Annotated in this window: 22 protein-coding genes, 2 tRNA genes and 2 pseudogenes; 15 read left to right on the top strand and 11 right to left on the bottom strand. The window is 69.1% G+C overall.

Annotation, left to right across the window (positions count from 1 at the left end):
• Positions 1–3: 3 nt before the first annotated feature.
• The 3 genes from QK444_RS04785 to QK444_RS04775 all read right to left on the bottom strand — a co-directional run bounded on the left by QK444_RS04785 (position 4) and on the right by QK444_RS04775 (position 3126).
• Positions 4–1338 (bottom strand): DUF6596 domain-containing protein, encoded by a 1335-nt coding sequence (locus QK444_RS04785; protein WP_282777428.1) that lies wholly within the window; start codon positions 1336–1338, stop codon positions 4–6.
• A 59-nt stretch (positions 1339–1397) separates the two neighbouring features.
• Positions 1398–1799, bottom strand: coding sequence for a YciI family protein (locus tag QK444_RS04780; protein ID WP_282777426.1), 402 nt, complete (start codon positions 1797–1799; stop codon positions 1398–1400).
• Positions 1800–1905: 106 nt separating this feature from the next.
• Entirely contained in the window at positions 1906–3126 is a 1221-nt protein-coding gene (locus tag QK444_RS04775) for an FAD-dependent oxidoreductase (RefSeq protein ID WP_282777424.1), read from the bottom strand.
• A gap of 155 nt (positions 3127–3281) precedes the next feature.
• On the opposite strand from QK444_RS04775, the gene QK444_RS04770 reads away from it, so the two are divergent.
• Entirely contained in the window at positions 3282–3917 is a 636-nt protein-coding gene (locus tag QK444_RS04770; RefSeq protein ID WP_282777422.1) for a DsbA family protein, read from the top strand.
• 644 nt (positions 3918–4561) lie between these two features.
• On the opposite strand, the pseudogene QK444_RS04765 reads toward QK444_RS04770, so the two are convergent.
• Positions 4562–5347 (bottom strand): annotated as a pseudogene (locus QK444_RS04765) (M48 family metallopeptidase); the annotation flags it as partial.
• 314 nt (positions 5348–5661) lie between these two features.
• Between QK444_RS04765 and QK444_RS04760 the strand changes: the two are divergent.
• The 5 genes and pseudogenes from QK444_RS04760 to QK444_RS04740 form a co-directional block, all read left to right on the top strand.
• Positions 5662–6135 (top strand): ribose-5-phosphate isomerase, encoded by a 474-nt coding sequence (locus QK444_RS04760; protein WP_029927041.1) that lies wholly within the window; start codon positions 5662–5664, stop codon positions 6133–6135.
• A gap of 91 nt (positions 6136–6226) precedes the next feature.
• Positions 6227–7039 (top strand): DNA-formamidopyrimidine glycosylase family protein, encoded by an 813-nt coding sequence (locus tag QK444_RS04755; protein ID WP_282777419.1) that lies wholly within the window; start codon positions 6227–6229, stop codon positions 7037–7039.
• A 116-nt stretch (positions 7040–7155) separates the two neighbouring features.
• A complete protein-coding gene (locus tag QK444_RS04750; protein WP_282777418.1) occupies positions 7156–7371 on the top strand; it encodes a hypothetical protein in 216 nt (71 codons plus the stop codon).
• Positions 7372–7797 (top strand): PIN domain-containing protein, encoded by a 426-nt coding sequence (locus tag QK444_RS04745; protein WP_282777416.1) that lies wholly within the window; start codon positions 7372–7374, stop codon positions 7795–7797.
• Between the two features lie 27 nt (positions 7798–7824).
• A pseudogene (locus QK444_RS04740) lies at positions 7825–8023 on the top strand (Fpg/Nei family DNA glycosylase); the annotation flags it as partial.
• Positions 8024–8406: 383 nt separating this feature from the next.
• Here QK444_RS04740 and QK444_RS04735 read toward each other — a convergent pair.
• Positions 8407–9738 carry an amidohydrolase family protein gene (locus tag QK444_RS04735; RefSeq protein WP_282777414.1) on the bottom strand — a complete coding sequence of 444 codons (1332 nt, stop codon included), beginning with the start codon at positions 9736–9738 and terminating at the stop codon, positions 8407–8409.
• A 62-nt stretch (positions 9739–9800) separates the two neighbouring features.
• Between QK444_RS04735 and QK444_RS04730 the strand changes: the two genes are divergently transcribed.
• Positions 9801–10406, top strand: a complete 606-nt coding sequence (locus QK444_RS04730; protein ID WP_282777412.1) for a helix-turn-helix domain-containing protein — start codon at positions 9801–9803, stop codon at positions 10404–10406.
• 24 nt (positions 10407–10430) lie between these two features.
• Here the strand turns inward: QK444_RS04730 and QK444_RS04725 are convergent, their stop codons facing one another.
• Together QK444_RS04725 and QK444_RS04720 are read right to left on the bottom strand one after the other, a co-directional pair.
• A complete protein-coding gene (locus tag QK444_RS04725) occupies positions 10431–11252 on the bottom strand; it encodes a DUF1542 domain-containing protein (RefSeq protein WP_282777410.1) in 822 nt (273 codons plus the stop codon).
• 60 nt (positions 11253–11312) lie between these two features.
• A complete protein-coding gene (locus QK444_RS04720; RefSeq protein ID WP_282777408.1) occupies positions 11313–12320 on the bottom strand; it encodes a GGDEF domain-containing protein in 1008 nt (335 codons plus the stop codon).
• Between the two features lie 511 nt (positions 12321–12831).
• On the opposite strand from QK444_RS04720, the gene QK444_RS04715 reads away from it, so the two are divergent.
• Positions 12832–12902, top strand: a tRNA-Gly gene (locus tag QK444_RS04715).
• Positions 12903–12959: 57 nt separating this feature from the next.
• A tRNA-Pro gene (locus QK444_RS04710) sits at positions 12960–13036 on the top strand.
• Positions 13037–13078: 42 nt separating this feature from the next.
• On the opposite strand, the gene QK444_RS04705 is transcribed toward QK444_RS04710, so the two are convergent.
• Together QK444_RS04705 and QK444_RS04700 are read right to left on the bottom strand one after the other, a co-directional pair.
• Positions 13079–13609 (bottom strand): anthrone oxygenase family protein, encoded by a 531-nt coding sequence (locus QK444_RS04705; protein ID WP_282777406.1) that lies wholly within the window; start codon positions 13607–13609, stop codon positions 13079–13081.
• A 488-nt stretch (positions 13610–14097) separates the two neighbouring features.
• Complete coding sequence (locus QK444_RS04700; RefSeq protein ID WP_282777404.1) at positions 14098–14877, bottom strand: hypothetical protein; 780 nt, start codon at positions 14875–14877, stop codon at positions 14098–14100.
• A gap of 155 nt (positions 14878–15032) precedes the next feature.
• Here QK444_RS04700 and QK444_RS04695 point away from each other — a divergent pair, with 155 nt between their 5' ends.
• Positions 15033–15506 (top strand): NUDIX domain-containing protein, encoded by a 474-nt coding sequence (locus QK444_RS04695; RefSeq protein WP_282777402.1) that lies wholly within the window; start codon positions 15033–15035, stop codon positions 15504–15506.
• 60 nt (positions 15507–15566) lie between these two features.
• On the opposite strand, the gene QK444_RS04690 is transcribed toward QK444_RS04695, so the two are convergent.
• Together QK444_RS04690 and QK444_RS04685 are read right to left on the bottom strand one after the other, a co-directional pair.
• On the bottom strand, positions 15567–18341 hold the full coding sequence (locus QK444_RS04690) for a polynucleotide kinase-phosphatase (RefSeq protein WP_282777400.1): 2775 nt from the start codon (positions 18339–18341) through the stop codon (positions 15567–15569).
• Positions 18338–20293 (bottom strand): 3' terminal RNA ribose 2'-O-methyltransferase Hen1, encoded by a 1956-nt coding sequence (locus QK444_RS04685; RefSeq protein ID WP_282777398.1) that lies wholly within the window; start codon positions 20291–20293, stop codon positions 18338–18340. The genes QK444_RS04690 and QK444_RS04685 overlap by 4 nt, the downstream gene beginning before the upstream one ends.
• 297 nt (positions 20294–20590) lie before the next feature.
• Between QK444_RS04685 and QK444_RS04680 the strand changes: the two genes are divergently transcribed.
• The 5 genes from QK444_RS04680 to clpX form a co-directional block, all read left to right on the top strand.
• Positions 20591–21157, top strand: a complete 567-nt coding sequence (locus tag QK444_RS04680) for an FKBP-type peptidyl-prolyl cis-trans isomerase (RefSeq protein WP_282777396.1) — start codon at positions 20591–20593, stop codon at positions 21155–21157.
• 164 nt (positions 21158–21321) lie between these two features.
• A complete protein-coding gene (tig, locus tag QK444_RS04675) occupies positions 21322–22716 on the top strand; it encodes a trigger factor (protein ID WP_282777394.1) in 1395 nt (464 codons plus the stop codon).
• Positions 22717–22905: 189 nt separating this feature from the next.
• Positions 22906–23487: an ATP-dependent Clp protease proteolytic subunit gene (locus QK444_RS04670; RefSeq protein ID WP_029927067.1), complete on the top strand. Its 582-nt coding sequence runs from the start codon at positions 22906–22908 to the stop codon at positions 23485–23487.
• A 37-nt stretch (positions 23488–23524) separates the two neighbouring features.
• On the top strand, positions 23525–24202 hold the full coding sequence (locus tag QK444_RS04665; RefSeq protein ID WP_029927069.1) for an ATP-dependent Clp protease proteolytic subunit: 678 nt from the start codon (positions 23525–23527) through the stop codon (positions 24200–24202).
• A 284-nt stretch (positions 24203–24486) separates the two neighbouring features.
• Positions 24487–25727 (top strand): ATP-dependent Clp protease ATP-binding subunit ClpX (gene clpX / locus QK444_RS04660; RefSeq protein ID WP_282777438.1); only part of this gene is annotated, 1241 nt, incomplete at its 3' end.

Genomic DNA, 25727 nt, shown 5'->3' with positions numbered 1-25727 from the left:
CGGTCAGGGGGAATCCGTGGCGGTGGCGTCTCGCGCGATACCGCCACCGATCCCCCCTGATCGGCTGTCCACCTCGCGGCGGAGGCGGGCGGCGCGGAGAGTGAGGTAGTCGCGCTCGGGGAGGCTGGTGGTGCGGCGGGCGGCGGTGGTGTAGCAGGCGATGGCGGCGGCCGGGTCGCCCGCCATCTCGTGGAGGTGGCCGCGGACGGCGGCGAGGCGGTGGGTGTCGGTGAGAGTGTCGTCCAGGGGTGCGGCCATGGCTAGCCCGGCCGCCGGGCCGTGCACCATGGCGGTGGCGACCGCGCGGTTGAGGGTCACCACGGGATTGGCGGCGATCGCGTCGAGTGTGTTGTACAGCAGCAGGATTCGGTCCCAGTCGGTGTCCTCGGCACGGCGGGCCTGGGCGTGCAGGGCGGCGATGGCGGCCTGGATCTGATAGGGCCGCCGCAGGCCGCCGCCCACCGCGCGGGTCGCCAGGCGCATGCCCTCGGTGATCATGGCCCGGTCCCAGCGGGTGCGGTCCTGCTCGGCGAGCGGGATGAGTTCCCCGTTCGGACCGCTGCGGGCGGCGCGGCGGGCGTCGGTGAGCAGCATGAGCGCCAGCAGGCCGGTGACCTCGGGGTCGTCGGGCAGCTGTCGGTGGACGGCGCGGGTCAGCCGGATGGCCTCCGCTGCCAGGTCGCCACGGCGCAGGCGCGGCCCCGCCGTCGTGGTGTGGCCCTCGGTGAACATGAGGTAGAGCACGCGCAGGACGGCTCCGAGCCGGTCGTGCCAGTCACTCGTGGCCGGTGCCGAATCGCCGTCGGCGGACATGGCGAAGGGGCGTTCGACGCCGCCGAGCTTCTTCTTGGCCCGGGAGATGCGTTGCGCCATGGTGGCTTCCGGGACCAGGAAGGCACGCGCTATCTCGGCGGTGGTGAGGCCGCCGACCGCGCGCAGGGTGAGAGCGATGGCGCTGGCCGGTGGGAGGGTCGGGTGACAGCACAAAAAGCATAGGAGGAGGCTGTCGTCCTCGGCCCCGGCCCCGGGCACGTCGACCTCGAGTGTCGTGGGCACGTCCCGAAAAGCCGTGGCGCTCTCGCGATGTCGTCGCGCGACCTCGGCGCGCACGGTGTCCACCAGTCGCCGCTGGGCCACCTGGACGAGCCAGCCGCGCGGATTCTCCGGCACGCCGTCGCCCGGCCAGTGCAGGGCCGCCGCGAGCAGCGCCTCCTGCACGGCATCCTCGGCGGCGTCGAAATCCCCGAAGCGGCGCACCAGGATGCCGAGGACCTGCGGCGCGAACTCACGCAGCAGATCCTCGACCTCCGGGTCGGCATACCCCGAAACCCGTTGCACCGAGCGGGGTCGCCCGCGGCTCGCCGGTGGTGTCGGGTTCATGGCGGAGCGGCCCCGGGTCAGGCGTCGGTGGCGGGTGCGCTCATGACCGCCCGCACCTCGATGTACTCGCCGATCGGCTTCCCGCCCGGTCCGGGCGCGGCCGACGCCTTGGCGGCGATCTCGATGGCGCGCTCGGGGCTGTCCACATCCACCAGCCAGTACCCGGCCAGGAATTCCTTGGACTCGGGGAACGGGCCATCGGTCACGACCGGAGCCGAGCGCCCGTCCGAGCTGACGATCCGTGCCTCGTCGGGGCCAGCCAGCCCCTGGCCGTCGACCAGTTCACCGGATGTGGCCAGTTCCTCGCCGAGCGCCTGCTGGAACGCGATGTGCGCCGCGATCTCCTCCGGCGTCCAGTCGGACATGGCGGTGTCGCAGTACGCGGTGGCGGTGTGAGTCTTGAGCAGCATGTACTTCATGGGTCGGCTCCCTGTGTCGGTGCGCCCTCGGTGGGCGCTCTCGTGGGTAGGTCGGAGCCGTGCCCGCGTTCTCGACACACCTCGCCGCAACGTTGTGTGATGGTCGTCACAGTGGTGAGGCCGGGTCGGCGAGACGGTCCGGATCGACCGATTCGCCGCTCAGTATCAACTCTTTGATGCGATCCGTCACGTCCCAGACGTTCACATTCATTCCGGCCAGCACGCGATCGGCGCTGTCGAGCCAGCAGGCGACGAACTCCCGCGTGCCCACATCGCCGCGCACCACCACCCGTGCTTCCTGCCGCGGCGCCACATACCCGGTGTACTCCATACCGAGGTCGTACTGATCGGTAAAGAAGTAGGGCAGCCGGTCGTAGACGGCCGATTTGCCGATCATGGTCTTGGCCGCGACCTCGGGCTGATTGAGGGCGTTCGCCCAGTGCTCCACCCGGACCCGCCGTCCGAGCACGGGATGCTGCTGGTCGGCGATATCGCCGACGGCCACGATATCCGGATCGCCCGTGGCCAGGCTCTCGTCCACCAGCACCCCGCCCTCGGTGGCGAGTCCGGCGTCGGCGGCGAGTTCGATATTCGGGCGCGCGCCCACCGCGACGAGGACGGCATCGGCGTCGATGCGGGTGTCGTCGGCCAACCGCACCCCGGTGGCCTTGCCGTCGGCGGTGAGGATCTCCGCGACCCGCACCTCGGTGCGCAGGTCCACGCCGTGGGCGCGGTGCAGGTCGGCGAAGACCTCGCCCATCTCGGGGCCGAGCACCCCCTTCAGCGTGGTCGACTCGGCTTCCAGCAGCGTGACCTCGACTCCGGCATTGCGGGCGGCCGCGGTGACCTCGAGGCCGATCCAGCCGCCGCCGATCACGGCCAGTCTGCCCGCCGAGCCGAACAGCGACAGCAGCGTGTCGGAATCCTCGATGTGGCGCAGCGTGTGCACGCCCTCGGCATCCATGCCCGGCACCGGCAGCTTGCGCGGGCGGGAGCCGGTGGCCAGCGCCAGCTTGTCGTAGGGGAGTGTCGTACCGTCCGGCAGCGCAACGGTTTTGGTGGTGCGGTCGATGGCGGTGACGGTGGTGCCGAGCATGACCTCGATGTGGTGGTCGCGGTACCACGACGCCGGGTCCACGGTGAAGTCGGGCAGCGACTTCTTACCCAGCAGATGCTCTTTGGACAGCGGCGGTCGCTCGTAGGGCAGATGCTCCTCGGCGCTGATGAGGGTCACCGTGCCGTCGAAATCATTGGCGCGCAGGGCTTCCGCGAGCTTGGCCGCCGCCAGCCCCCCGCCTGCGATGACGAACCTGGATGCTGTGGTCAATGCCGACACCTCCCTGCGACGCGAATGCTGCGGGTGTTTACGACGGGACTTTCTCCGACCCTAACGCGCATCCGTGTGCGCTCGGAGGAAATATCGGCACAATCGCGCATTGTTGCCACTGGTATGGCCGTGCCCGCCCCCCGAAAGGACTTCCCGTGAGCAAGAAGGACACCGTCGACTTCTGGTTCGACCCGCTGTGCCCGTGGTGCTGGATCACCTCCCGCTGGATCCTCGAGGTCGAGCAGGTCCGCGATATCGAGGCACGCTTCCACGTCATGAGTCTGGCGGTGCTCAACGAGGACCGGGAGGATCTGCCCGAGCAGTACCGGGAACTCATGGCCAGCGCCTGGGGTCCGGTCCGCGTCGCCATCGCCGCCGCCCAGGATCACGGCGACAAGATCCTCGCTCCCCTCTACACCGCCATGGGCACCCGCATTCACGACCGGCGCGCCGAGTACGAGCGGGAATCCACCGCGGCGACCCTCGAGGCCGTGATCGCCGACGCGCTCACCGAGGTGGGGCTGCCCGCCGAACTGGCCGCCGCCGCCACCTCCGCCGACCACGACGAGGCCCTGCGTGCCAGCCACCACGCGGGTATGGACAAGGTCGGCAAGGATGTCGGCACCCCCACCATCCACGTCAACGATGTAGCGTTCTTCGGCCCGGTGCTCTCCCGCATCCCGCGCGGTGAGGAGGCGGGCAAGGTCTGGGACGGCGTCGTGGCCCTCGCCTCGTACCCGCACTTCTTCGAACTGAAGCGCACCCGCACCGAGGACCCGGTCTTCGACTGACGGCCCGCCGCCGCGCGCCCGCCCGCCTGCCGAACAGGGCGGGCCGCGCCGAACTGCGCACACCCGCACGGCATTGCCGCTGCGGCCGACTACCGGGACAGCGGCAACGCCATGCGGGTGCTCGGTGGCGGCGGGGCGCGTACCGCTGGCCGATCGGCGATCGCACCACGGTAGACGGGTGGCGTGCGGTAGCGCCGCCATCGCGAGCCGGTTGCCGGGTCGCTGTGTGCCGCGTGTCAGGCGGGATGGGCTCGTGCGCTACGGCTTTCGGTCGGTCGCTGGAATACCGTGGTCGGTCCACCGGGACGGTCTGCGGATGTCGGTGGCAGCGGATAACGACCGGTTGCCGGGTGGCCGGGGGCAGCGGGTGGTTGCGGGTACGCGCCGGAGGCGGGCTGCTGGTCGCCGCGAGCGGTGTGATCGTGCTGGTAATCGCTGGTCGCGGTGCCCTGCGGGTGGCTCGTCGCGGGTGGCGGGGGGTAACCCGTGGTCATCGGTGGCGACCCGTAGCTGCCGGTCGCGGGGAGTGGCGGATAGCCCGTGGCGATCGGCGACGGCCCGTACCCGCCGGTTGGGTAGCCGCCGTACGGCGGGGTCGGGTGACCACCGCCGCCGGGGGTGGCGCCGAGCATCGGGCCGTGGTGGGTCGGTGGGGTGGGGCGGAGGAAGAGCCTGCCGTGGCGGCTGCGGTCGCGCAGCGCCCACATGCGCCAGGTCAGTACCGGGTGGCTGGACATGGCGTTGACGATCCACACCATGAAGCCCTTCTCCCGGGCGGCGCGGTCGGCCATTTCGTCGAAGCCGACCAGTGCGTTGAGGTACTTGCCCGCGGCGAGGGTCTGCATGGCCCCGGGGGCGCCGGTGTGCCGGTTGCAGTAGCCGTGATTGTCGGCGGTGTACTCCTGCGATCGGATGAGCGAGTTGCCGAGGATCGGCAGGAACGGCACCAGGAACATGCCGAGCTGCCGCCAATAGGACACATGTCCTGCGGCGATATGCCCCACCTCGTGGCCGATGATGAAGGCCAGCCCCTCGGGATCGCGGGCCTTGCCGCCGATTTCGAACAGGTCGCTGTAGACCACCACGAACCGCCGGAAGCCGTGCCCGGAGGCGAAGGCGTTGATGGCGCCATTGCCGAGCAGTACGTAGGCGTCCGGCACCTGGGTCATCCCGAACCTGGCGGCTGCCTCCTGCACCATCCGGTACCCCTCGGGGAACTGGGTGGGCGACATCTTCACGGCGTTGAGCCGCATGGTCGCGTAGTTCATGCCACGGCCGAGCCACAGCAGCACCGGCGCGGTCAGCAGGATCAGCACGTACTCGTTGATCGCCCCGACCAGCAGGAACAGAATCGAGAAGAGGTACGCGAAGCTGGTCAGCACCACCACGATCACCAGCAGCGGTATCTCCCAGCTGTGCCGGGCGGGCATGCCGAACGGCGAGAGGCCGCGCGTCCCGTCGTGCGGCGGAACCCGCGGCGGCGAGTACCCGGTCTGCGGGGCCCAACCGGGCGGACCGACCTTGGGATTCCACCCGGCCATCCCGGTGACCGGATTCCACGCGGCCGGGTGCGGGGTGGTCGGCGGTGTCGCGCCCCCGGCATCCGGTGGCGCTGGCATCGACTGCGGTCGATCATCGGACGTCATGGGCTGAACTTTAGGCAGTCCTGCCGTCGGCCGGTCGGTCCAGCGGGCGGGTCATCCCCGGGCGCGTCGGCTCCGGGCGGCCTGACACAATCGCAGCCATGCGCGTATACCTGGGTGCCGATCATGCCGGCTTCGAACTGAAGAACCACGTCAAGGAACACCTGCGGGCGGCCGGTCACGAGGTCGTCGACTGCGGTGCGCTCGAGTACGACGCTCTCGACGACTACCCGGCCTTCTGCATCGAGGCCGCCCGCCGCACGGTCGCGGATCCGGGCAGCCTGGGCCTGGTGTTCGGTGGCAGCGGCAATGGTGAGCAGATCGCCGCCAACAAGGTGCCGGGCGCTCGCTGCGCCCTGGCCTGGAGCGTGGAGACCGCGCAGCTGGCCCGCCAGCACAACAACGCCCAGCTGATCGGCATCGGCGGCCGCATGCACAGCACCGAGGAGGCGCTCGCCATCGTGGACGCCTTCCTCGCCACCCCGTGGTCGGAGGAGGAGCGCCACCAGCGCCGCATCGACATCCTGGCGGAGTACGAGAAGACCGGCGTCGCGCCCGAGGTGCCCGCGTACTGAGCCGTCCGACCGACGCGCCCCCTCCGACTCGGAGCGGGGCGCGTCATCGGTTGTCCGGCAACGAGTTCCATGGAGAGGATGCGGATCACCCGTGCCTGAGGGACATACGCTGCATCGTTTGGCGAAGGCGCACAACAAGCGTTTCGCCGGGGGAGTGGTGCGGGTGTCGAGCCCGCAGGGACGATTCGCCGAGGGCGCGGCACTGGTGGACGGCCAGGTGCTGACCAAGGCCGACGCCTGGGGCAAACACCTGCTGCACCACTACGATTCGGGCCTGGTCGTGCACGTGCACCTGGGTCTCTACGGCAAATTCACCGAATCCCCACTGCCCCTGGGCGAACCGGTCGGTGAGGTCCGTATGCGTCTGGTCGGCGCGGGTCGCGGCGGCGAACCCCACGGCACCGATCTGCGCGGCCCGGCCGCGTGCGAGGTGCTCCTCGAACCCGAGGTCGACGCCCTCACCGCCCGGCTCGGCCCCGACCCGCTGCGCCGCGACGCCGACCCCGACCGGGCCTGGCACCGCATCCACCGTTCCCAGCGCCCGATCGGCGCGCTGCTCATGGACCAGAAGGTGATCGCCGGGGTCGGGAACGTCTACCGTGCGGAAGTGCTTTTCCGCCACAACATCTCACCGCAGCGCCCCGGCATGCAGCTCGCCCATGACGAATGGATGGCCATGTGGGCCGACCTCGTCGACCTCATGAAGGTGGGTGTCCGACGCGGCGTGATGGTGGTGGTTCGCCCCGAACATGACCACGGTGCACCGTCTTACGCCCCCGATCGCCCCCGCACCTACGTGTACCGTCGCGCGGGCGAACCCTGCCGTCGCTGCGCGACCACGGTCCTGCACGCGGTCATGGAAGGCCGAAACCTGTTCTGGTGCCCTACCTGTCAACAGGCCTGAAGAATTCCTGTGGCTACCCATCCTCGCGCGCACAGTTGATGGGCGATCGGCGTACGAAGCGGTGCGGTCGCGATGAAGTATCCCGACTACCGAATGTATGACGGTATACTGCAGGTATGTCCGATATGACCACTATCAAGGTGCCCAAAGCTGTCCGGGATCGACTGCTGGAGGTTGCGACGTCGAAAGGCGTGACCCTCGGGCAGGCGCTCGATCATCTGCTCAGCACGGTAGGTGCGCGTCCGAAACCCACCGTCGGGGGTTACCGCAGTCAGCGTCCACTCTCGGCCGAAGAGATCGACCGAGAGCTTGGCCGGGGCTTCGGGGCCTAGATGACGATAATTGTCGACACGAGTGCAATCCTCGCCTTGTTCGACGAGGCGTACGCCGAGCACAAACAACTGGCGCAAATCATCGCTGAAGCCGATGAGCGACTTGTGATTTCGCCGATGGTTGTCGCCGAGGCGGATTACATGCTCTCCACCCGACTCGGGTCCCGCGCGGCGCACGACTTCGCCTCCGACGTGGCCGGCGGCGCGTATGACCTGGCGGCGTGGACATCCAACCATCACGCTGCGGCTCTGACCATCCTCGACCATTACAGCCAGGACTACGTCGGGATCACGGATGCCTCGAATGTGGTTATCGCTGATCGAGAGCGTACCGACCGGATCATGACGCTCGACCAGCGCCATTTTCGGACGCTACGCCCGTTGTGGGGCTTTGACAGCTTCGTTCTCTTGCCATATGACTCCTAGTCGAAACCGGGCGGGGCCATCCGGGACGATCTGCTCGAGCTCCTGAAGGTCGGCGTCCGGCGCGGTGTCATGGTCGTGGTCCGGCCCGAACACGGCCACGGGCGCCCTCCTATGCGGCCGACCGCGCCCGGCCTACGTCTACCGCCGCCAGGGTAAACCTGCCGTCTGTGCGGAACCACCGTCCGGCATAAACCTGTTCTGGTGTCCGGGGTGTCAGCCCAGCTGAGGTCCGCTGGTGATCTTGTCCCGAGGATTCGTGCCAACGGAAATAGTGGCGTTTCAAGTCGGTGGCCCGCTGATACCTTCGGCCGGTCACGATCCGACTTCGAAAGGTGGCAGTGTGTTCCGTTCGGCATCGAAAATCATGGTGGCGGTAGGCGTCGCACTCGCCCTGGGCTGCTCTCCGGCAGTGGCGTCCGCCGCGCCCGCACCGGCCGAGTCCGTCGCCGTCCCACAGCCTTCCACCGGTTCCGCCGCGGCGGACCTCACGCGGATCCTGCTGCGGTGCCTGATGACCGGGTCCTCGGTCGTCCCCGGAGATTCGATGGGTTTCCCGGGGCTGTGCGCGTAGAGGGACGCTGCGTGTAGAGAGTCGCTGACGTGGTCGCGCTAGTCGTTCGCGACCACCGATCGGCCGTCGCGCAGTACCGCGTCGACGGCGCGCAGTGCGCCGATGTCGCTGAGCGGGTCGCCGCGCACGATGAGCAGGTCGGCGGCGCGGCCCGGTGCGATGACGCCGATGGTGTCGGCGCGCAGGGCGGCCGCCGGGGTGACGGTGGCCGCGGTGATGGCCTCGTGCGGCGTGAGGCCCGCTGCCACCAGGAGTTCGATCTCGCGCAGGAGGCCCTCTCCGGCGTGGACTCCCGGCATGCCCGCGTCGCTGCCCGCGATGACGCGGCCGCCCGCGTCGCGGAACTCGCGCAGGCGTTCGTAGATGGCCTTCCTGGTCTCCTCGTCGAAGCCGAAGTCGGTGACCGCGAGGGTCGGTGCGAGCGTGATCCCGTGCTGGACCAGGAGTTCGGGGTAGCCGTCCGGCCAGCCGTCGCGGACGCCGCGCGGTTCCAGGTGGTCGAGGCCGTCGACGCCGGCGGCTACCAGGTCGTCAAGGTCTTCGCGAGTTCCCCAGTGCGCGAAGACCTTCGTGTCGTGCCGGTGCGCCTCGTCGATGATGGCGGCCAGGATGTCGGGTCGGATCGGTTCCAGGACTTTGCGTTCCGGGTTGCCGCGTTCCTGGATCACCTTGATCAGGTCGACCGGATCGTCCCCGGTGACGAGGGCGCGTACCATCTCGCGCGCCTCCTCGGGGCTGCTCGGCACCCGGACCGCATCCGAATTCCGCTCCAGGCCGAAGGTCGCGATGGGATGGCCGCCGGGCGTGGTGAACATCGGCCCCGCGATGAGCAGCCGCGGGCCCTCCAGTTCACCCTCGGCGATCTCGCGACGGAAGTCGTGCACCCAGGCGTTTTCGTCGCCCATGCTGCGCACGGTGGTGACCCCGTGGCGCAGGAAGTCCTTCCGCTTGCCCGGGTAGTAGCGGACCCAGTCGGCCACGACACCCGGCATATCCCAGAAACCGATCTCCTCCCCACGCTCCCGCTCCGGTGAACTCAGATGCACATGGGAGTCGATCAGCCCGGGCAGGACGGTACGGCCGGACACATCCCGGCGCTCGGCGTCGGACGGTACCTCCACATCCGGCCCGGCCGCGACGATCACACCGTTCTCGATGATCACCGTCGCATTCGCCACCGGGTTCAGTTCGGGTCCCAGCAGGACCGTGCCGCCGGTCAGCGCGAGCCGCCCGCTCTGCGCCGGCCCGGCCTTGTACAGCGTGAGCCGGTAGAACGCGTACCCCGCCACCACCGCCACCAGGAGCGCGACGACCAGGAAGATCAGCGGATAGAGCACCCAGCGTCGGAGTCCGCGTCGCAACGCCACCATGGCAATCCAGCCTCCTCGCGATATCTTTAACTGCTCAGTTAGTTAATGATAGATTGCCTGACGTGGCCCGAACTGTCGACCCGAATCGTGTAGCCGAACGGCGGGCGCGCATCACCCGGGCCGCGGCGGAGCTGTTCGCGGCGCAGGGGTACGAGCGCACCACCGCCGCGCAGATCGCGCGCGCGGCCGGGCTCACCTCGGGGTCCGTCTTCTACTACTTCCGCGACAAGGCGGCGGTCTTCCGGTCGATCTTCGAGCAGTCGCTGCCGGAGCACGCCGAGCTGTACGATCGGCATCTCGACCGCGCCGACTGTTTCGCGGCGATCCTCGATGTGGTCGACGGTCTGGCGGCGGAGGCGCTGGATCCGGTGGCGCCGGGGCTGATGGTGGAGTTGCTGCGCCGGTTGGATCAGGACGAGGAACTCGCCGGGGTGGTCGCCGAGGACACCCGGCGCAGTGCCGAGGTGCTGACGACGCTGCTGGAGCGGGGGATGGTTGCGGGACAGCTCGATCCGGGCTTCGATGCGGCCGCTACCGCCCGCTGGATACTGTCGGTCGTCGACGCGGCATTCCTGAATATCGATCCGGAGCATCCCGAGGATCCGCGGCCGTTCGTCCGCGCCACCGTCGCGCGGCTGCTGCGGCCGATCGGGTCGACGGGCCGGTAGCGGCGGCCGCGTTGCGCGGGTCGGTCAGAAACCGCCGTCGAATCCCCCGGAATCGAAACCGCCGGAATCGAATCCACCATCGGATCCGCCGGAACCGAAACCGCCGTCGTAGCCGCCGGAGTCGTAGCCGCCGTCGTAGCCACCCGGTTCGTCGTAATACCCTGCGTCGCCCTGACTTCCGGTCTCCAAGCCCGCCTGGAACCCGTCGCCATAGCCGTGCTCGAAGGCGGCCGCGTCGTAGCCCACCCCCGACATGCCGCTGAAGAGCGCGTCGAACAGCAGCACCGAACCGACACCCCACGCACCCGCCACAAGTGCTGTCTTCCACCAGGGTTCGGAGTACCAGCCCGCGGGTACGGGTCGCCCGGCGACGCGTCCGCCCGGGTAGTAGTTCGGGGTGCGCGGCGACGGTGTCGGGGAAGCCTCGATGCGGCGGCCGTCGAGTTCGACCACGCGGTCCTCGCTGACCTTGCCCGCCGTGCGCTGGCCGTCCAGTTCCGGAATCGCCGGTCCCGGATCGAGTCCCATGGCGGTGCGGGCGGCACGCACGTAGTACAGCCCCTCCAACGCGGTCTCCTTGGCGAGTCGCGCCTGGGCGGGTGTCCGCGCCTGCTCGATCTGCGCACCCGCCGCGTTGAAACGCTCCCCGGCATCGGCCAGGGCTTGTTTCGCGGCCGCGTCGCTGCCGGTGAGGTTGTAGACCTGTCCGCCGAGGCGGTCGATGACGCGGCGGGCGTCGGCCTTCGCATCGGCCAGCCGGGTGGCGGTCCGGGACCGTTGCGCGACGACCATCACCACACCCAGGATGATGACCATCGCGATCAGCAGAATCAGTACCGTAGCCACGTTTTCCAGGGTACGCGGCGGGAATTGCCTGCTATTTGCTGTTCGTGCGCGGCGGCTCGTTCACCCGGCCACGGCGGCGTAGCCCGCGCGGTTTCCCCCCGGCTCTGGCTCCTCGGCGTCCAGCTCCGACACCGCGAACTGCCGCTTACCCGCGGTCTTGGCCGAGTACATGGCGCGGTCGGCGCTGCGTAGCAGATCGGAGAAGTCGCAGTCGCGATCCGGCGGGCAGAACGCGGTGCCCACACTCGCCGAGACCGGCACCGATCCGGCGATCGAGGCCACGGGTTCGCACAGCGCGGCCAGCACCCGCATGGCCAGCTCGCCGAGCGTATTGCGCCGCGACGGCACGGCCAGCACGAATTCGTCGCCGCCGTACCGGCAGATCACCGCCTCCGGCGGGCAGGTCGCGCGCAGCCGCTGTGCGATGGCCACCAGCACCTCGTCGCCCACCGCGTGGCCGTAGTTGTCGTTGATCTGCTTGAAGTCGTCCAGGTCGATGAGCAGCAGCCCCACCCCTCGTGCCGGGTCCGCCGCCATCAACCGCACCCGCTCCTGCAACAGTGACCGGTTCGCCAGATCGGTCAGGGCATCGTGGGTGGCCTCGTGCCGCAAGCGGTGCTGGAGTGCGGCGATCTCCTGGACCCGCACCGACACCGCCTCGGTGAGGTTGCGTTCCTGCTGCGCGAGGGCGCGCTGTTGCAGCTCCTCGGCGTAGCTGTCGATGGCCTGGCTGGCCACGAACATCCAGCGGGTGGCGAGCAGCGATCCGTGTTCGCCGGGCGCGAGCCCGAGCAGCGCGCGGCTGGCGGGCGCGAGCATGCGGGTGCTCTCCAATGGTGGCGCGGCGAGGCGGCGGCCGATGGTTCGTGCGGCGAGCACCGGAAACGGTTCGGACGCGGCCAGTTCCATGAGGTCGTCGATGACGTCGGCGAAGACGGCCTCCAACTCCTCCGGCGGCATGGCCGGAACGGCACCGGTTCCATTGCCCCCCGCGTATACCGTCCGTACCCATTCCCTGGTGGTTGCCGCGATCATCGTGGCGGTCCGTGCGTCGAGTCGGATGGGCATGCGCTCACTCCGCGCCGACGCGGTCGGAATCCAGGCCGAGGCTGTCGCTCCGGGCCCTCCGGCCGGTCACACCCTTCGGTTCGTGCTCACTCGGTTCGTGCTCACTGCTACGCGGTCGGTCACACCATACTCGGCGCATGCTCACCGCCCCCTTTCCAGATACCCCCGTCCGGACAAAAAGGATCCTAGCAAGCCACTCGGCATCGAAAACCCAAGTTCTGGAACGGGTTCGCGATACCTCGCGAATGGCGAACGGTTGGGTGATCGGTGAACGACACCGCCGTGTTACATCCGATTTTCGCGTGTCTTCCGCGACGCGCCGAGGGGCGGCGCGAACTCTCCGGAGAGCTCACAACGAACCGGACGTTCTCTTGGTGCTGATCACGAGCACCGACCCCGCCACGCCCATCGGACAGGCCGATGACGAGCCTGATTGGCATTTCCGGAGTGAGGTTCGGTACAGTCTCTTCCGCACACGACAAACGGTGCTCGCACCGAGTCGTCGCGCCGTGCGGGTGTAGTTCAATGGTAGAACCTCAGCCTTCCAAGCTGATGGTGCGGGTTCGATTCCCGTCACCCGCTCTGACCGGGGTTTCTCCCGTTCGGTGGGGTAGGCCCGGCGGATCCGCCGGGCGATAACGGGGTGTAGCGCAGCTTGGTAGCGCATCCGCTTTGGGAGCGGAGGGTCGCAGGTTCAAATCCTGTCACCCCGACCACACATCACATCGGAACCCGGATTCCCGGCTGTTGAGCCGCACCTATCGGTCCGTCGGCCGTAGCGCGATCAGGAATCCCACCGCCGCGGCGATCGAGGCCAGCGTCCGTGCGTGATTCCACCGGATCCATGCCGTGAACAGTTCGTCCCACCGCGCCGCGGCATCGGCTCCCGCGGGGTCGAGCGCGTCCACCGCCGCGCTGATGGGGACGTTGGCCGCACCCGTGATGACCACCGCGGCGAGCAGGAACGCGCTCGCCGCGGCGAGGATCCACGGCGAGGTCGAACGATTCCACTTCATGAGCGCTCGAACCGCGAGCACGGCGCACAGCCCGGCGGTGGCGTACATCATCAGCATCAGCGGCGGCTGGATCGCGGTGCGGTCGAAGGCTTGCATGGCCTCGATCCCCTGTGCGGCAGGCAGTTCCCGCACACCGGGCATGACGACGAAGGAGAAATCGAAGAACACTCCGCCGGTGACCGCCGTGCCGATCGCCGCCGCGGAGAGCAGCCAGCGGTCCAGACCTCGCGGCCGCCCGGTTCGCCGGTCCGGCGGCGAGCCCCGCCCGCTCATGATGGCCGCATTCCGGTGAGGGCTGCCCGCTCCGGGGCGCCTGTCGTATCCGTCATAGGACAAGCACATCAGTCGAGGACGGAATGCTCCATCGCTCAGGCGCGCGCGGGCATACGGCATCGTCTTGGCTCGAAGGTTCGGCCGGGAGGATGCGGCGGTCGAGGAGGCGTGCTCCGGAAGGTGGGGGAGTGGCGGCCCCCTCATGTGCCGCCACCCACTGTCCCGTACCCGACTCTCGCATCGAGAAATCGTGTGGCCCAGTGATTCAATGCATCGTTCATCTGAAATTCGCCGCCCGGTAGCTCGGCGCGTCGGGCGTTGGGGTGCAACGAAGTTCGAGGGGTGGGGATGGTACGGCGAAACCCACCCGCGGTGAGGTGCGGGTGGGTTCGGTGGACCGCTGTCGCGAAAAGAGTTCGGCGACAGGAGAAGCGGGATCTGTTCCGGCTCGGTTGCCCAGCGCGTTGGTTCGGCTCGGTCCGTTGGACCTACTTCGCCGGTTCGGCCGGTGCCGGGGCGGCCGGCTGGGCCTTGGGCTTGTCGGCCCACTTGGTGGTGCCGTCGGGGGCCTGGACGGTGGTGAGGTATTCGATGCCGGTGGCGATGAGGGCGGGGCCGCCCGCGACGATGGTGCCGACGATGCCGCCCACGCTCGCGCCGGTGGCGAGCCCGCCGATGCAGCCCGCGACCAGGGTCGCCACACACCCGATGGTCGCGCCGATGGCGGTGCCGACGAAGCCGCCGATGGCGGTCGCCAGGCCGAAGTGGGTGGACAGATTGTTGAGGGCGCGTTGGTTCTCGACCTCGGAGGCGACGGGCTTGACGGCCAGGGGCTGCGAGATGTCCAGTCCGGCGGGCTTTTCCGGGGTGAGCCGCAGTACCGTGTCGTCCTCGTCCAGGTCGGGCCGCACGGGGACGGAGACCTCGCCGAAACGGAAGTCGAGTGGCAGCGTGACCGCCACGGCGCCGGTGGCGTCCTTGACGTCGACGATATCGACCGTGTGCGCGGGGTCGGCGGCGGAGCCGTCGGTGCGGACCAGGGCGCCGTCCCGCTCCGTCAGGCGTTCCACACCGCCGTCTTCGAGCCTGGTTCCCTTGGACAGTTCGAAGGTCCCACCTTGGAGAATGGTGACGACCGTCTTGTCGACCAGCTTGGTCGAATACGCGAGCTTCGGCGTCTCGGGTTGCTGGGCGTGTGCCGGTGCCGCTCCGAGAGTGAGTGCGCCGATCACCAGGGTGGCTGCCGCGGTGGTGCTGCGGAACTCCATGCGGTATTCCAATCATCAGGTGTCTGCGAGCGAACGCATGGCAGCCTAGTGGAACCTGTCGCAGGTCAGGCCATTTCATACCGACCCGCCCCATTTGTCGTGAAGCTCCTGTCCCAATCCTTGGGATTGTCCCCGGGCCCTGGCACACTGCCCGCATGACCAGGTACAGCGCAGGCGTCCTGTTGTTCCGCCGCACCCCCGACCTGGAGGTGCTCATCGCTCATATGGGCGGCCCCTTCTGGTCCCGCAAGGACGCCGCCGCCTGGTCCATCCCCAAAGGTGAATACGACCCGGAGACCGAGGACGCCGCCGCTGCCGCCCGCCGCGAATTCACCGAGGAACTCGGGCTACCCGTACCCGATGGCGACTGGATCGCCCTCGGCGAGGTGGCCTACGGCAGCGGCCGCAGCCGGAAACAGCTGAGCGCCTGGGCGATCGAGGCCGATCTCGACCCCGACTCGATCACCCCGGGCACCTTCGAGATGGAGTGGCCGCCCCGCTCCGGCCGCCTCGCCTCCTTCCCGGAAGTGGATCGCGCCGCATGGTTCCCGCCCGAGGCGGCCCGCGACCGGCTGATCGCCGCCCAGCGCGCCTTCCTCGACCGGCTCGCCGAACTGGCGGTTCAGTAGCCGATGGTGAGGCGGTCCTTCGGGCCGACACCGCCGGGCGACTGAGCGCCCGGCGGTCGGTCACAGCCGGGGGTCGATCGGTTCGGTCTCCAGGGCCAGCACCGCGAAGACCGCCTCGTGGACGCGCCACAGGGGTTCCCCGCCGACGAAGCGGTCCAGGGACTCCAGGCCGAGGGCGTACTCGCGCAGGGCCAGGGAGCGTTTGCCGCCGAGGGCGCGCTGGCGCAGGCGCTTCAGGTTCTCCGGGCGCTGGTATTCCGGGCCGTAGATGATGCGGAGGTACTCCGGGCCGCGGCATTTCACGCCGGGCTGGACCGGGCGGTTGCTGCGGGTGCCGGTGCCGGTCACGAAGGAGCCGAGCGGCTTGACCACCATGCCCTCGCCGCCCGCTGCGGTGAGCTCGGTCCACCAGGCGGTCGCGGCCGCCTCGCTGCCGCCTGGGCACGCAGCGGCTGCGATACCCACAGCGGCCGAGTCGGTGGCCGCTGTCACAGGACGGGTGAAGCCAGCGGGCGAGCCGTCGGCTGCCGTGGCCGGACCGGTGGCCGCTGGGGCGGAGTTGGTGGCGGCTACGGCCGGACCGGTGGCTGTCGTTGCTGTATCGGTGGCGGCCGCGGTCGCGTCGGTCGCCGTGCCCGCGGGGGCGAGATGCACGATCATGCGGCGGGTGGGCGTGAACAGCTCCGGGTCGGCGGCGATGAGACGGTCGATGCGCTCCAGGTGCCAGTCGTGGTCGCGGAGGGCGTGATTCGCGCCCTCGGCGGCCAGCAGCTGGAACGGGGCCAGGCGGACTCCGGCGAGGCCGTCGGTGGCCCAGCAGTAGCGGCCGTAGGCCGTGGTGAATGCCTCCGCGTCGGTGCGGCGGTCGCTGGTGCGGGCGGCCAGGTCACCCACCTCGAGACCGCGCGCCACCGCCGCGGCGAGCACGGATTCGGCGGCACCCAGCGAGGCCCGCGCCGCCGCGCCCACCGCCGCGTACTGGGAGCGCAGCAGGCCGAGCGCCTTGGCCGACCAGGGCAGCAGTTCGGTGTCGAGCAGCAGCCAGTCGGAGGCCAATTCCTCGAACAGGCCCGACTTCTCGGCCGCCGCGCGGATCCGGGCCAACAGGGCCTCGGTGTCCGCCGGGGCGTCGAAGAACGGTCGTCCGGTGCGGGTGTACACCGCGCCGGTACTGCCGTCGTCGATGCCGAAGCGGTCGCGGGCGACGTCGGCCGAGCGCGCCACCACGACCACGGCGCGCGAACCCATGTGCTTCTCCTCGCACACCACGGTCGCCACGCCCTCGGAGCGGTAGTAGTCGAACGCCTCCGCCGGATGCTCGAGGTAGCCGTCGGCGGCCGAGGTGGCGCACGGGGACATGGTCGGCGGCAGGTACACCAGCCAGCGCGGATCGATGGCGAACCGGCTCATCACCTCGAGCGCCGCGGCGGCGGCGTCCTCCTGCACGCCGACGCGGTCCAGGTAGCGTGTCTGCACCACCCGGCGGCCCAGCACATCGTCGAGATCCAGGACGCCCGGATCGCGGCGCACCGCCTCGGTCGCCCCACCCGGATCCTGGAGCGGGCGGGCCGGTTCGAACCACACCTGTTCCGCCGCGACCGAAACCGTCTCCTTCTCCGGGTAGCGCAGGGCGCTGAGCTGGCCGCCGAACACCGCACCGGTATCCAGGCACAGGGTGTTGTTCACCCACCGCAAACGGGTGACGGGGGTGTGCCCGTACAGCACCATGGCCCGGCCGCGATAGTCGTCCGCCCACGGGTAGCGGACCGGCAGCCCGTATTCGTCGGTCTCGCCGGTGGTTTCGCCGTACATGGCGAACGAACGCACCCGGCCCGAGGCGCGGCCCTGGTACTCCTCCTTCAGACCCGCGTGGGCCACGACGAGTCGGCCGCCGTCGAGGACGTAGTGGCTGACCAGGCCGCGGCACCACTCGTGCGCGGCCTTGCGGAACGCGTCGTCCTCGGCCGCCAGCTGTTCCAGGGATTCGGCCAGGCCGTGTGCGAGCTTGACCTTGCGGCCGTCCAGGGCGCGCACCAGTTTGAACTCGTGGTTTCCGGTGACGCACAGCGCGTTTCCGGCGGCCACCATGCCCATGACGAGCCGCAGCACACCCGGGGTGTCCGGGCCGCGGTCCACCAGGTCGCCGACGAATACCGCGGTGCGCCCGTCGGGGTGGCGGGCGTCCACCGGGCGGCCGTGCTCATCGCGGGAGAGCCGGTAGCCGAGCGTGTCCAGCAGGGTTTCCAGTTCGGATCGGCAGCCGTGCACGTCGCCGATCACATCGAACGGGCCGGTGAGATCGCGGCGGTCGTTCCACAGGCGTTCGTTCACGATCGACGCGGCGTCGATCTCGGCGACGCCGCGCAGGATGTGCACCTTGCGGAAGCCCTCGCGTTCCAGGTGGCGCAGGCTGCGGCGCAGATCGCGCTGCTGGCGGACCACGACGTGCTTGCCCAGGTGGGCGCGATCGGGGCGCAGCGTGTTGCGTTCCAGGCACACCGCGTCCGGGACGTCGAGCACGATGGCCACGGGCAGTACGTCGTGGGCGCGGGCCAGTTCGATCAGTTCCTTGCGGGCCTGCGGCTGCACATTGGTCGCGTCCACCACGGTGCGCAGGCCGCGACGCAGCCGCACGCCGGCGATGTGGTGCAGCAGGGCGAAGGCGTCGGGCGTGGCGGACTGATCGTTCTCGTCGTCGCTGACGATGCCGCGGCAGGCGTCCGAGGACACGATGGCGGTGGAGCGGAAGTGCTTGCGCGCGAAGGTGGATTTACCGGAGCCGGTACTGCCGATGAGGACGACGAGCGCGAGTTCCGGAATGGACAGCTCGGTCATGACGCGACTCCTTTCGTATCGTCGGTGGCGGGTCGGGTGAACACCGCCATCTGGGTGGGTGGGCCGAGGGTGTCGTCCTCGGGGCCGATGGGAACGAAACGCACCGCATAGCCGTAGGTTTCGGCGACGCCGTGCGCCCACGCGGCGAATTCGCCGCGGCTCCACTCGAAGCGGTGGTCGGCGTGCCGGAACTTGCCCGCGGGCAGGCCCTCGTAGAGCGAGTTGTACTCGCCGTTGGGGGTGGTGACGAGTACGGCTCCCGGTGCGGCGGAACCGAATACGGCGTGTTCGAGCGCGCGCAGCCGGGAGGCGTCGACATGCTCGATCACCTCCATGAGCACCGCCGCGTCATACCCGCGCAGCGACGCGTCGGTGTAGGTCAGCGCGCCCTGGCGCAGACTCACCCGCCGCGCCTGCCACTCCGGCAGCCGCGCCATCCGCCGCTTGGCGATATGCAGCGACCGCACGGCCACATCCACGCCCACGATCTCGGTGAACGCCCGATCCGCCACGAGTTCCCGCAGCAGCGCGCCCTCACCGCAGCCGAGATCGAGCACCCGCTGCGCCCCGACCTCGTGCAGCGCACGGATGACGGCGACGCGCCGCGTGACCGCCAGCGACGGCGGGCGCGGCTCCGTCCCGGCCGCAGCGGCTCCGGTCGCCGCGTCAGCGCTGGTGGCGCACCGCACCTCCGTGCCCGGCGTGGCTATGTCCGGTACGGAGGCGTCCGGTGCGGAGGCGTCCGGTGCGGCCGAGGGGCCCGTACCGGATGTCACGTCCTTGCGCGCGGTGGTGTTCTCCCGAGCTCCGGCTACCGGCACCGGCTGCGTCGACGCGCCGTGCCGAGGGGTGGCGGTCGGCGTGGTTTCCGCTGCGGTGGAGAGTGTTTCAGCCGCTGCAACCGCCTCGGCCGGTTCAACCCCGAGCTCCAGTGGTGCGGGCGCAGCCGCTGCCGTGGTCCTACCGGTCGTCCCCCTGTGGTGTGGTGCGGACGCGATGGAGGCCGGTGGCGATGTGGCGACGGCGGGCTGGAAGTTCTGAACCGGGGAACTCCCGCCGGTGGAATGCGCGGCGTCGGTGCTGTGCGCGGCACCCGTGGCGTTCCCGGCGTCATCTCCTCCCGCCACGTGTGCAGCGCTCTCGGATTCGGTCGCGTCGTCGAGGTTCTCCTCGATCGCGCCCAACTCCTCCGGTTCCAGGTCGTCCACCTCGGCCAGGCGCGCCAGGGCGGCGCGGACCAGGGTGTGGCGGCGGGAGAGGTAGCGGCGGGTGATCCATTCGCGTTCCGGGTGGTCGGCGAGCCAGCCCGCGCCGAAGCGCAGCAGTTTGTCGATCTCGGTGGTGTCGAGCCAGTAGTGCTTGCTGCCGTCCAGGACGGGGAGCAGGACGTAGAGGTGGGCGAGGGCGTCGGCCAGGCGGAACGCGCCGGTGAGTTCCAGCCGCAGGTAATGGGATTCGCCCCACTCCGGGAAGGCCGGATCCAGCGGCAGCGGTGTGGCGGCCACGGTCCAGCCGAGCGGGGCGAAGACACGTTCGGCCGCCTCCGGGCCGCCCTTGCAGGGGACCGCGGGCAGGTCGATGCGCAGCGGCAGCACGAGTTCCGGCAGTTCGGGGCGCTGTGCGCAGCGGCCGTGCAGGGCCGAGCCGAAAACCTTGGCGATCGCCACCGACAGCAGCGACGACGCCGCGTACGGCCGGTCGTTCACGTACTGGGCGAGACTGAATTCCGGTGTGCCGCGCTGCTTCCCGCGCACCAGCCGGACCGGATCCACCTCCAGCAGCAGCGCCGCCGTGCAGCGCCGCGCGGTGGCCTCGGGGTACAGCACATGCGCCATCCCGTACGACTGCTCGAACGCCTGCACCTTGGCGGGGTTCTTGTGCAGCAGATAGCCCAGGTCGTCCGCCGTCCAGGCGGCGCCCTCCGGTCGCGTACAGGTGATGGTCAACAGCACTCGGCGATCGTCTCCCAGCCGTGGACCACCCGCAATCGAATTCACCGCGCGTCGCCGACGCACCGGCCCGGCAAGCGAATACGTCGCGCATCCGGTGCCGTCGCTCAGCGGCGATCGCCGGGTGCGCTGCCGAGTCGGTCTCGTGCGGTGCCCGGACCGTCACGGCGTCTTCGCAAGGATTTCGGCTCCGCGCGGAGACCGCGGCGGCGAGCTCGGAGCCCGCTCAGCTGGTTCGTGTAGTTTCGGCGCGGACATCGCCGCCCGCGGGGCGGCCGGACAGGCAGCGAGGAGATGCGGATGCGCGTGGTGGGCAGGATCGGGTCGATCGGCGTGGCGGCCTGCGCCGTGCTGGCGTTGGCGGGCTGTGGCGAGGACACGAGCGAGTCCGCCGACTCGAAGACCGCCGAGTCCACGAGTGTCGCCGCGCTGCCGCAGACCACCGCGTCCAAGGGGCGCGAGTGCACCGCCGAGGACATCGGCGTGACCGGCGGGTTCGGGGAAGCCCCCGAGATCACCATCCCGGACGACTGCGATCCGCCGACGCAGCTGATCGTCAAGGACCTGGTGGTCGGCGACGGCCCGGCCGCGCAGTCGGGCGACCAGCTGACCATGAACTACACGCTCGTCACCTGGTCGGACAAGAAGAAGCTGGACAGCTCCTTCGACCGCGGTGAGACCTTCCCGCTGACCCTGGGTCAGGGCATGGTCATCGAGGGCTGGGACACCGGTCTGGAGGGCGTCACCGAGGGCAGCCGCCGCCTGCTCATCGTCCCGCCGGAGCTGGGCTACGGCTCCAGCAGCCGCGGGGGCATGAAGCCGAACGAGACCCTGGTCTTCGTGACCGACGCGGTGCAGGTGGGCTAGCGCCCCGGCCGAATCACCCGCGCTCGCGGGGCCGCGTGCACGTCGCGGGCCCTACGCAGCCGATTGCACCGCTCGAACCCCCGTCGACTACCCTGGTCGGGATGCCTACGGGGGGATCGAGCCGTCAACACGAACGAACGAACCAACGAACAAGGAGCATGTCCGTGAAGAGCACCGTCGAGCAGCTGAGCCCGACCCGGGTCCGGATCAATGTCGAGGTGCCCTTCGAGGAGCTGAAGCCGGACTTCGACAAGGCGTACAAGGCGCTGGCGTCGCAGGTCCGCATTCCCGGCTTCCGTCCGGGCAAGGCCCCGGCCAAGCTCCTCGAGGCCCGTCTCGGTCGCGGCGCGGTGCTGGAGCAGGTCGTCAACGACGTGCTGCCCAAGCGCTACAGCGAGGCCGTCATGACCTCCGAGGTGAAGGTCATCGGCCAGCCCGAGATCGAGATCACCAAGATCGAGGACGGCCAGGAGCTGGCGTTCACCGCCGAGGTCGACGTGCGCCCCGAGATCACCCTGCCCGACTTCTCCACCCTGTCGGTCACCGTCGACCCGATCGAGGTCGCCGACGAGGACGTGGAGAAGCAGCTGGACTCGCTGCGCCAGCGCTTCGGCACCCTGACCTCGGTCGAGCGCGCCATCGAGAACGGCGACTTCGTCTCCATCGACCTGTCCGCCACGGTGGACGGCGAGCCGGTCGAGGAGGCCTCGACCACCGGCCTGTCGCACGAGGTCGGCTCCGGCCAGCTCATCGAGGGCCTGGACGAGACCCTCATCGGCCTGAAGGCGGAGGAGTCCAAGGAGTTCACCTCCAAGCTGGTCGCCGGCGAGCACGCGGGCAAGGACGCCGTTATCACCGTCAAGGTGAACTCGGTCAAGGAGCGCGAGCTGCCCGCCGCCGATGACGAGTTCGCCCAGATGGCAAGCGAATTCGACACCATCGACGAGCTGAAGGCCGATCTGGTCAAGCGCGTCGAGCAGTCCAAGAAGGTGCAGCAGGCGGGCGAGATCCGCGACAAGGTGCTCGACGCCCTGCTGGCGGCCACCGAGGTGCCGCTGCCGGAGAAGGTCGTCCAGGCCGAGATCGACGCCGTGCTGCACGACGCCGTGCACGGCTTCGACCACGACGAGGCCAAGCTGGCCGAGGCGCTGGAGGCGCAGGGCTCCTCCCGCGAGGAGTTCGACGCCGACACCAAGGAGGCGGCCGAGAAGTCGGTCAAGACCCAGCTGGTGCTCGACGTCGTCGCCGAGCAGGAGAACACCCAGGTCGGCCAGGACGAGCTGACGGAGCGGATCATCTTCCAGGCGCAGCGCTACGGCATGTCGCCGGACCAGTTCATCCAGCAGGTGCAGCAGGCGGGCCAGCTCGGCGCGATCTTCGCCGACGTGCGTCGCGGCAAGGCACTGGCCGGTGTGGTCACCGCGGCGACCGTCACCGACACCGCGGGCAACACCGTGGACACCGCCGAGATGTTCGGCGCTCCGGCCGAAGAGGCCGAGGAAGTCTCCGCCCAGGAACTCGCCGAGGTGGCCGACGCCGCCGAGGCCGAGGCCAAGTAGACGAGGCCGGGTAAATACGGCACTACGGCGCGTGTAGGTTTTGCGCTGTGAGCGAAGCAGGGCGGTACCGGGAGTTCGGTGCCGCCCTGCTTCGTTAGGGTTTGTGTCAGCGAATCAGGTAGGGCTTGGTGGGACCAGGCCGGTGAGAGAGGGCAGGTATCCGTGACAATCAATCAGGCAGGGGTGCAGATGACGTCGCCGACTGCGGGTCTCAACCTCAGTGATTCGGTGTACGAGCGGTTGCTGCGTGAGCGCATCATCTTCTTGGGCAGCCAGGTGGACGACGACATCGCCAACAAGCTCTGCGCCCAGATCCTCCTGCTGTCGGCGGAAGACCCGACCCGGGACATCTCGCTGTACATCAACTCGCCGGGTGGCTCGGTGACCGCGGGTATGGCGATCTACGACACCATGCAGTTCGCCGAGTGCGACATCCGCACCGTCGCCATGGGGCTGGCCGCCTCCATGGGCCAGTTCCTGCTGGCCGCGGGCACCAAGGGCAAGCGCTACGCGCTGCCGCACTCGCGGATCATGATGCACCAGCCGTCGGCGGGCATCGGCGGTTCCGCGGCCGATATCGCCATCCAGGCCGAGCAGTTCGCCTACACCAAGCGCGAATTGAACGAGTTGCAGGCGCAGCACACCGGCAAGTCGGTGGAGCAGGTCACCGCCGACGCCGACCGCGACCGCTGGTTCACGCCGAACGAGGCGCTCGACTACGGCTTCATCGACCACGTGATCACCCACTCGCGTCAGGCGAACGGCAACTAGTCCGCAGCCCACCCACTCAGACCTCTTGGAGACATCTATGTCGAACATGTTCGATCCGCGGGCCGCGGGCATCACTTTCGCCGCCGCGGGCTCCAGCCTGCCGCAGGCCCGCTACATCCTGCCGTCCTACACCGAGCAGACCAGCTTCGGCGTCAAGGAGACCAACCCGTACACCAAGCTGTTCGAGGAGCGCATCATCTTCCTCGGCGCGCCCATCGACGACACGTCGGCCAACGACATCATGGCGCAGCTGCTGGTGCTGGAGTCGCTGGATCCCGACCGTGACATCACCATGTACATCAACTCGCCCGGCGGCTCCCCGGTCTCGCTGATGGCCATCTACGACACCATGCAGTACGTGCGGGCCGATGTGGCCACCGTGTGCCTGGGCCAGGCGGCCTCGGCGGCGGCGGTGCTGCTGGCCGCGGGCGCGCCCGGGAAGCGCGCCGCGCTGCCCAACGCGCGCGTGCTCATCCACCAGCCCTACACCCAGGGCGGCTTCCAGGGGCAGGTCTCCGACCTGGAGATCCAGGCCGCGGAGATCGAGCGCACGCGCTCGCTGCTGGACACCATCCTCGCCCGCCACACGGGCAAGGAGGCCGAGATCATCCGCCGCGACACCGACCGCGACAAGATCCTCACCGCCGACGAGGCGAAGGACTACGGAATCGTCGACACGGTGTTCGAATACCGCAAGCTCAGCGCGCAGCGGTAGACGTTTCTGCGGTGGCGGAGCGGGTGCGGCTCCGCCACCCGGCAGGGGTGAGTCCACGCACATGTCCGGTGAGAAACGTGCTCAAGTTATCGACCTCGGTCGCGAATAGCGGGTACGGTCACTCTAGGGACCTTTGCTCGTGGTTGTCGGCTCTGCCGAACCGCTCACATCTGAAGGCGGTAAGCGAATTGCCGCTCCGGGTGAGGGCATACGCTGGATAGGTGGCAGGCTCCGGCAGCCGAGACAGACGGTTGCACGCGGACAAGGAAGTAGGGACCCAGGAGATGGCGCGCATCGGTGATGGCGGCGATCTGCTCAAGTGCTCGTTCTGTGGGAAGAGCCAGAAGCAGGTCAAGAAGCTCATTGCGGGACCGGGGGTGTACATCTGCGACGAGTGCATCGATCTGTGCAATGAGATCATCGAGGAGGAACTCGCCGAATCGAGCGAGGTCAAACTCGATGAGCTCCCGAAGCCCACGGAGATCCGGGACTTCCTCGAGCAGTACGTGATCGGTCAGGATTCCGCCAAGCGCAATCTCGCCGTCGCCGTGTACAACCACTACAAGCGGATTCAGGCGGGCGACAAGGGCCGCGACCCCCGGGGTGAAGCGGTCGAGCTGGCCAAGTCGAATATCCTCATGCTGGGCCCGACCGGCTGCGGCAAGACCTATCTGGCGCAGACGCTGGCCAAGATGCTGAACGTGCCATTCGCCATCGCCGACGCCACCGCGCTGACCGAGGCCGGATACGTCGGCGAGGATGTCGAGAACATCCTGCTGAAGCTCATCCAGGCCGCCGACTACGACGTGAAGCGCGCCGAGACCGGCATCATCTACATCGACGAGGTCGACAAGATCGCCCGCAAGTCGGAGAACCCCTCCATCACCCGCGACGTGTCGGGCGAGGGTGTGCAGCAGGCGCTGCTGAAGATTCTCGAGGGCACCCAAGCCTCGGTGCCGCCGCAGGGCGGGCGCAAGCATCCGCATCAGGAATTCATCCAGATCGACACCACCAATGTGCTGTTCATCGTGGCGGGTGCGTTCGCGGGGCTCGAGAAGATCGTTCAGGATCGAATCGGCAAGCGCGGTATCGGTTTCGGCGCCGAGGTGCGCTCCAAGGCCGAGGTCGACACCACCGATCACTTCGCCGAGGTGATGCCGGAGGATCTGATCAAGTTCGGTCTCATCCCGGAATTCATCGGCCGTCTGCCCGTGGTCGCGTCGGTCACCAACCTGGACAAGGAATCACTGGTCCGGATTCTGGCCGAGCCGAAGAACGCGCTCGTCAAGCAGTACGTGCGACTGTTCGAAATGGACGGCGTGGACCTGGAATTCACCCAGGACGCCCTGGAAGCCGTTGCCGACCAGGCGATTCTGCGCGGTACCGGCGCGCGTGGCCTGCGCGCCATCATGGAGGAGGTCCTCCTGCCGACCATGTACGACATCCCCAGCCGCGATGACGTGGCCAAGGTCGTCGTCACCGCCGACACCGTCAACGACAATGTGCTGCCGACCATCGTGCCGCG

This window comes from Nocardia sp. CC201C (assembly GCF_030010695.1).
Taxonomy (GTDB): Bacteria; Actinomycetota; Actinomycetes; order Mycobacteriales; family Mycobacteriaceae; genus Nocardia; species Nocardia otitidiscaviarum.
This window is presented reverse-complemented; position numbering and strand designations above follow the sequence as displayed.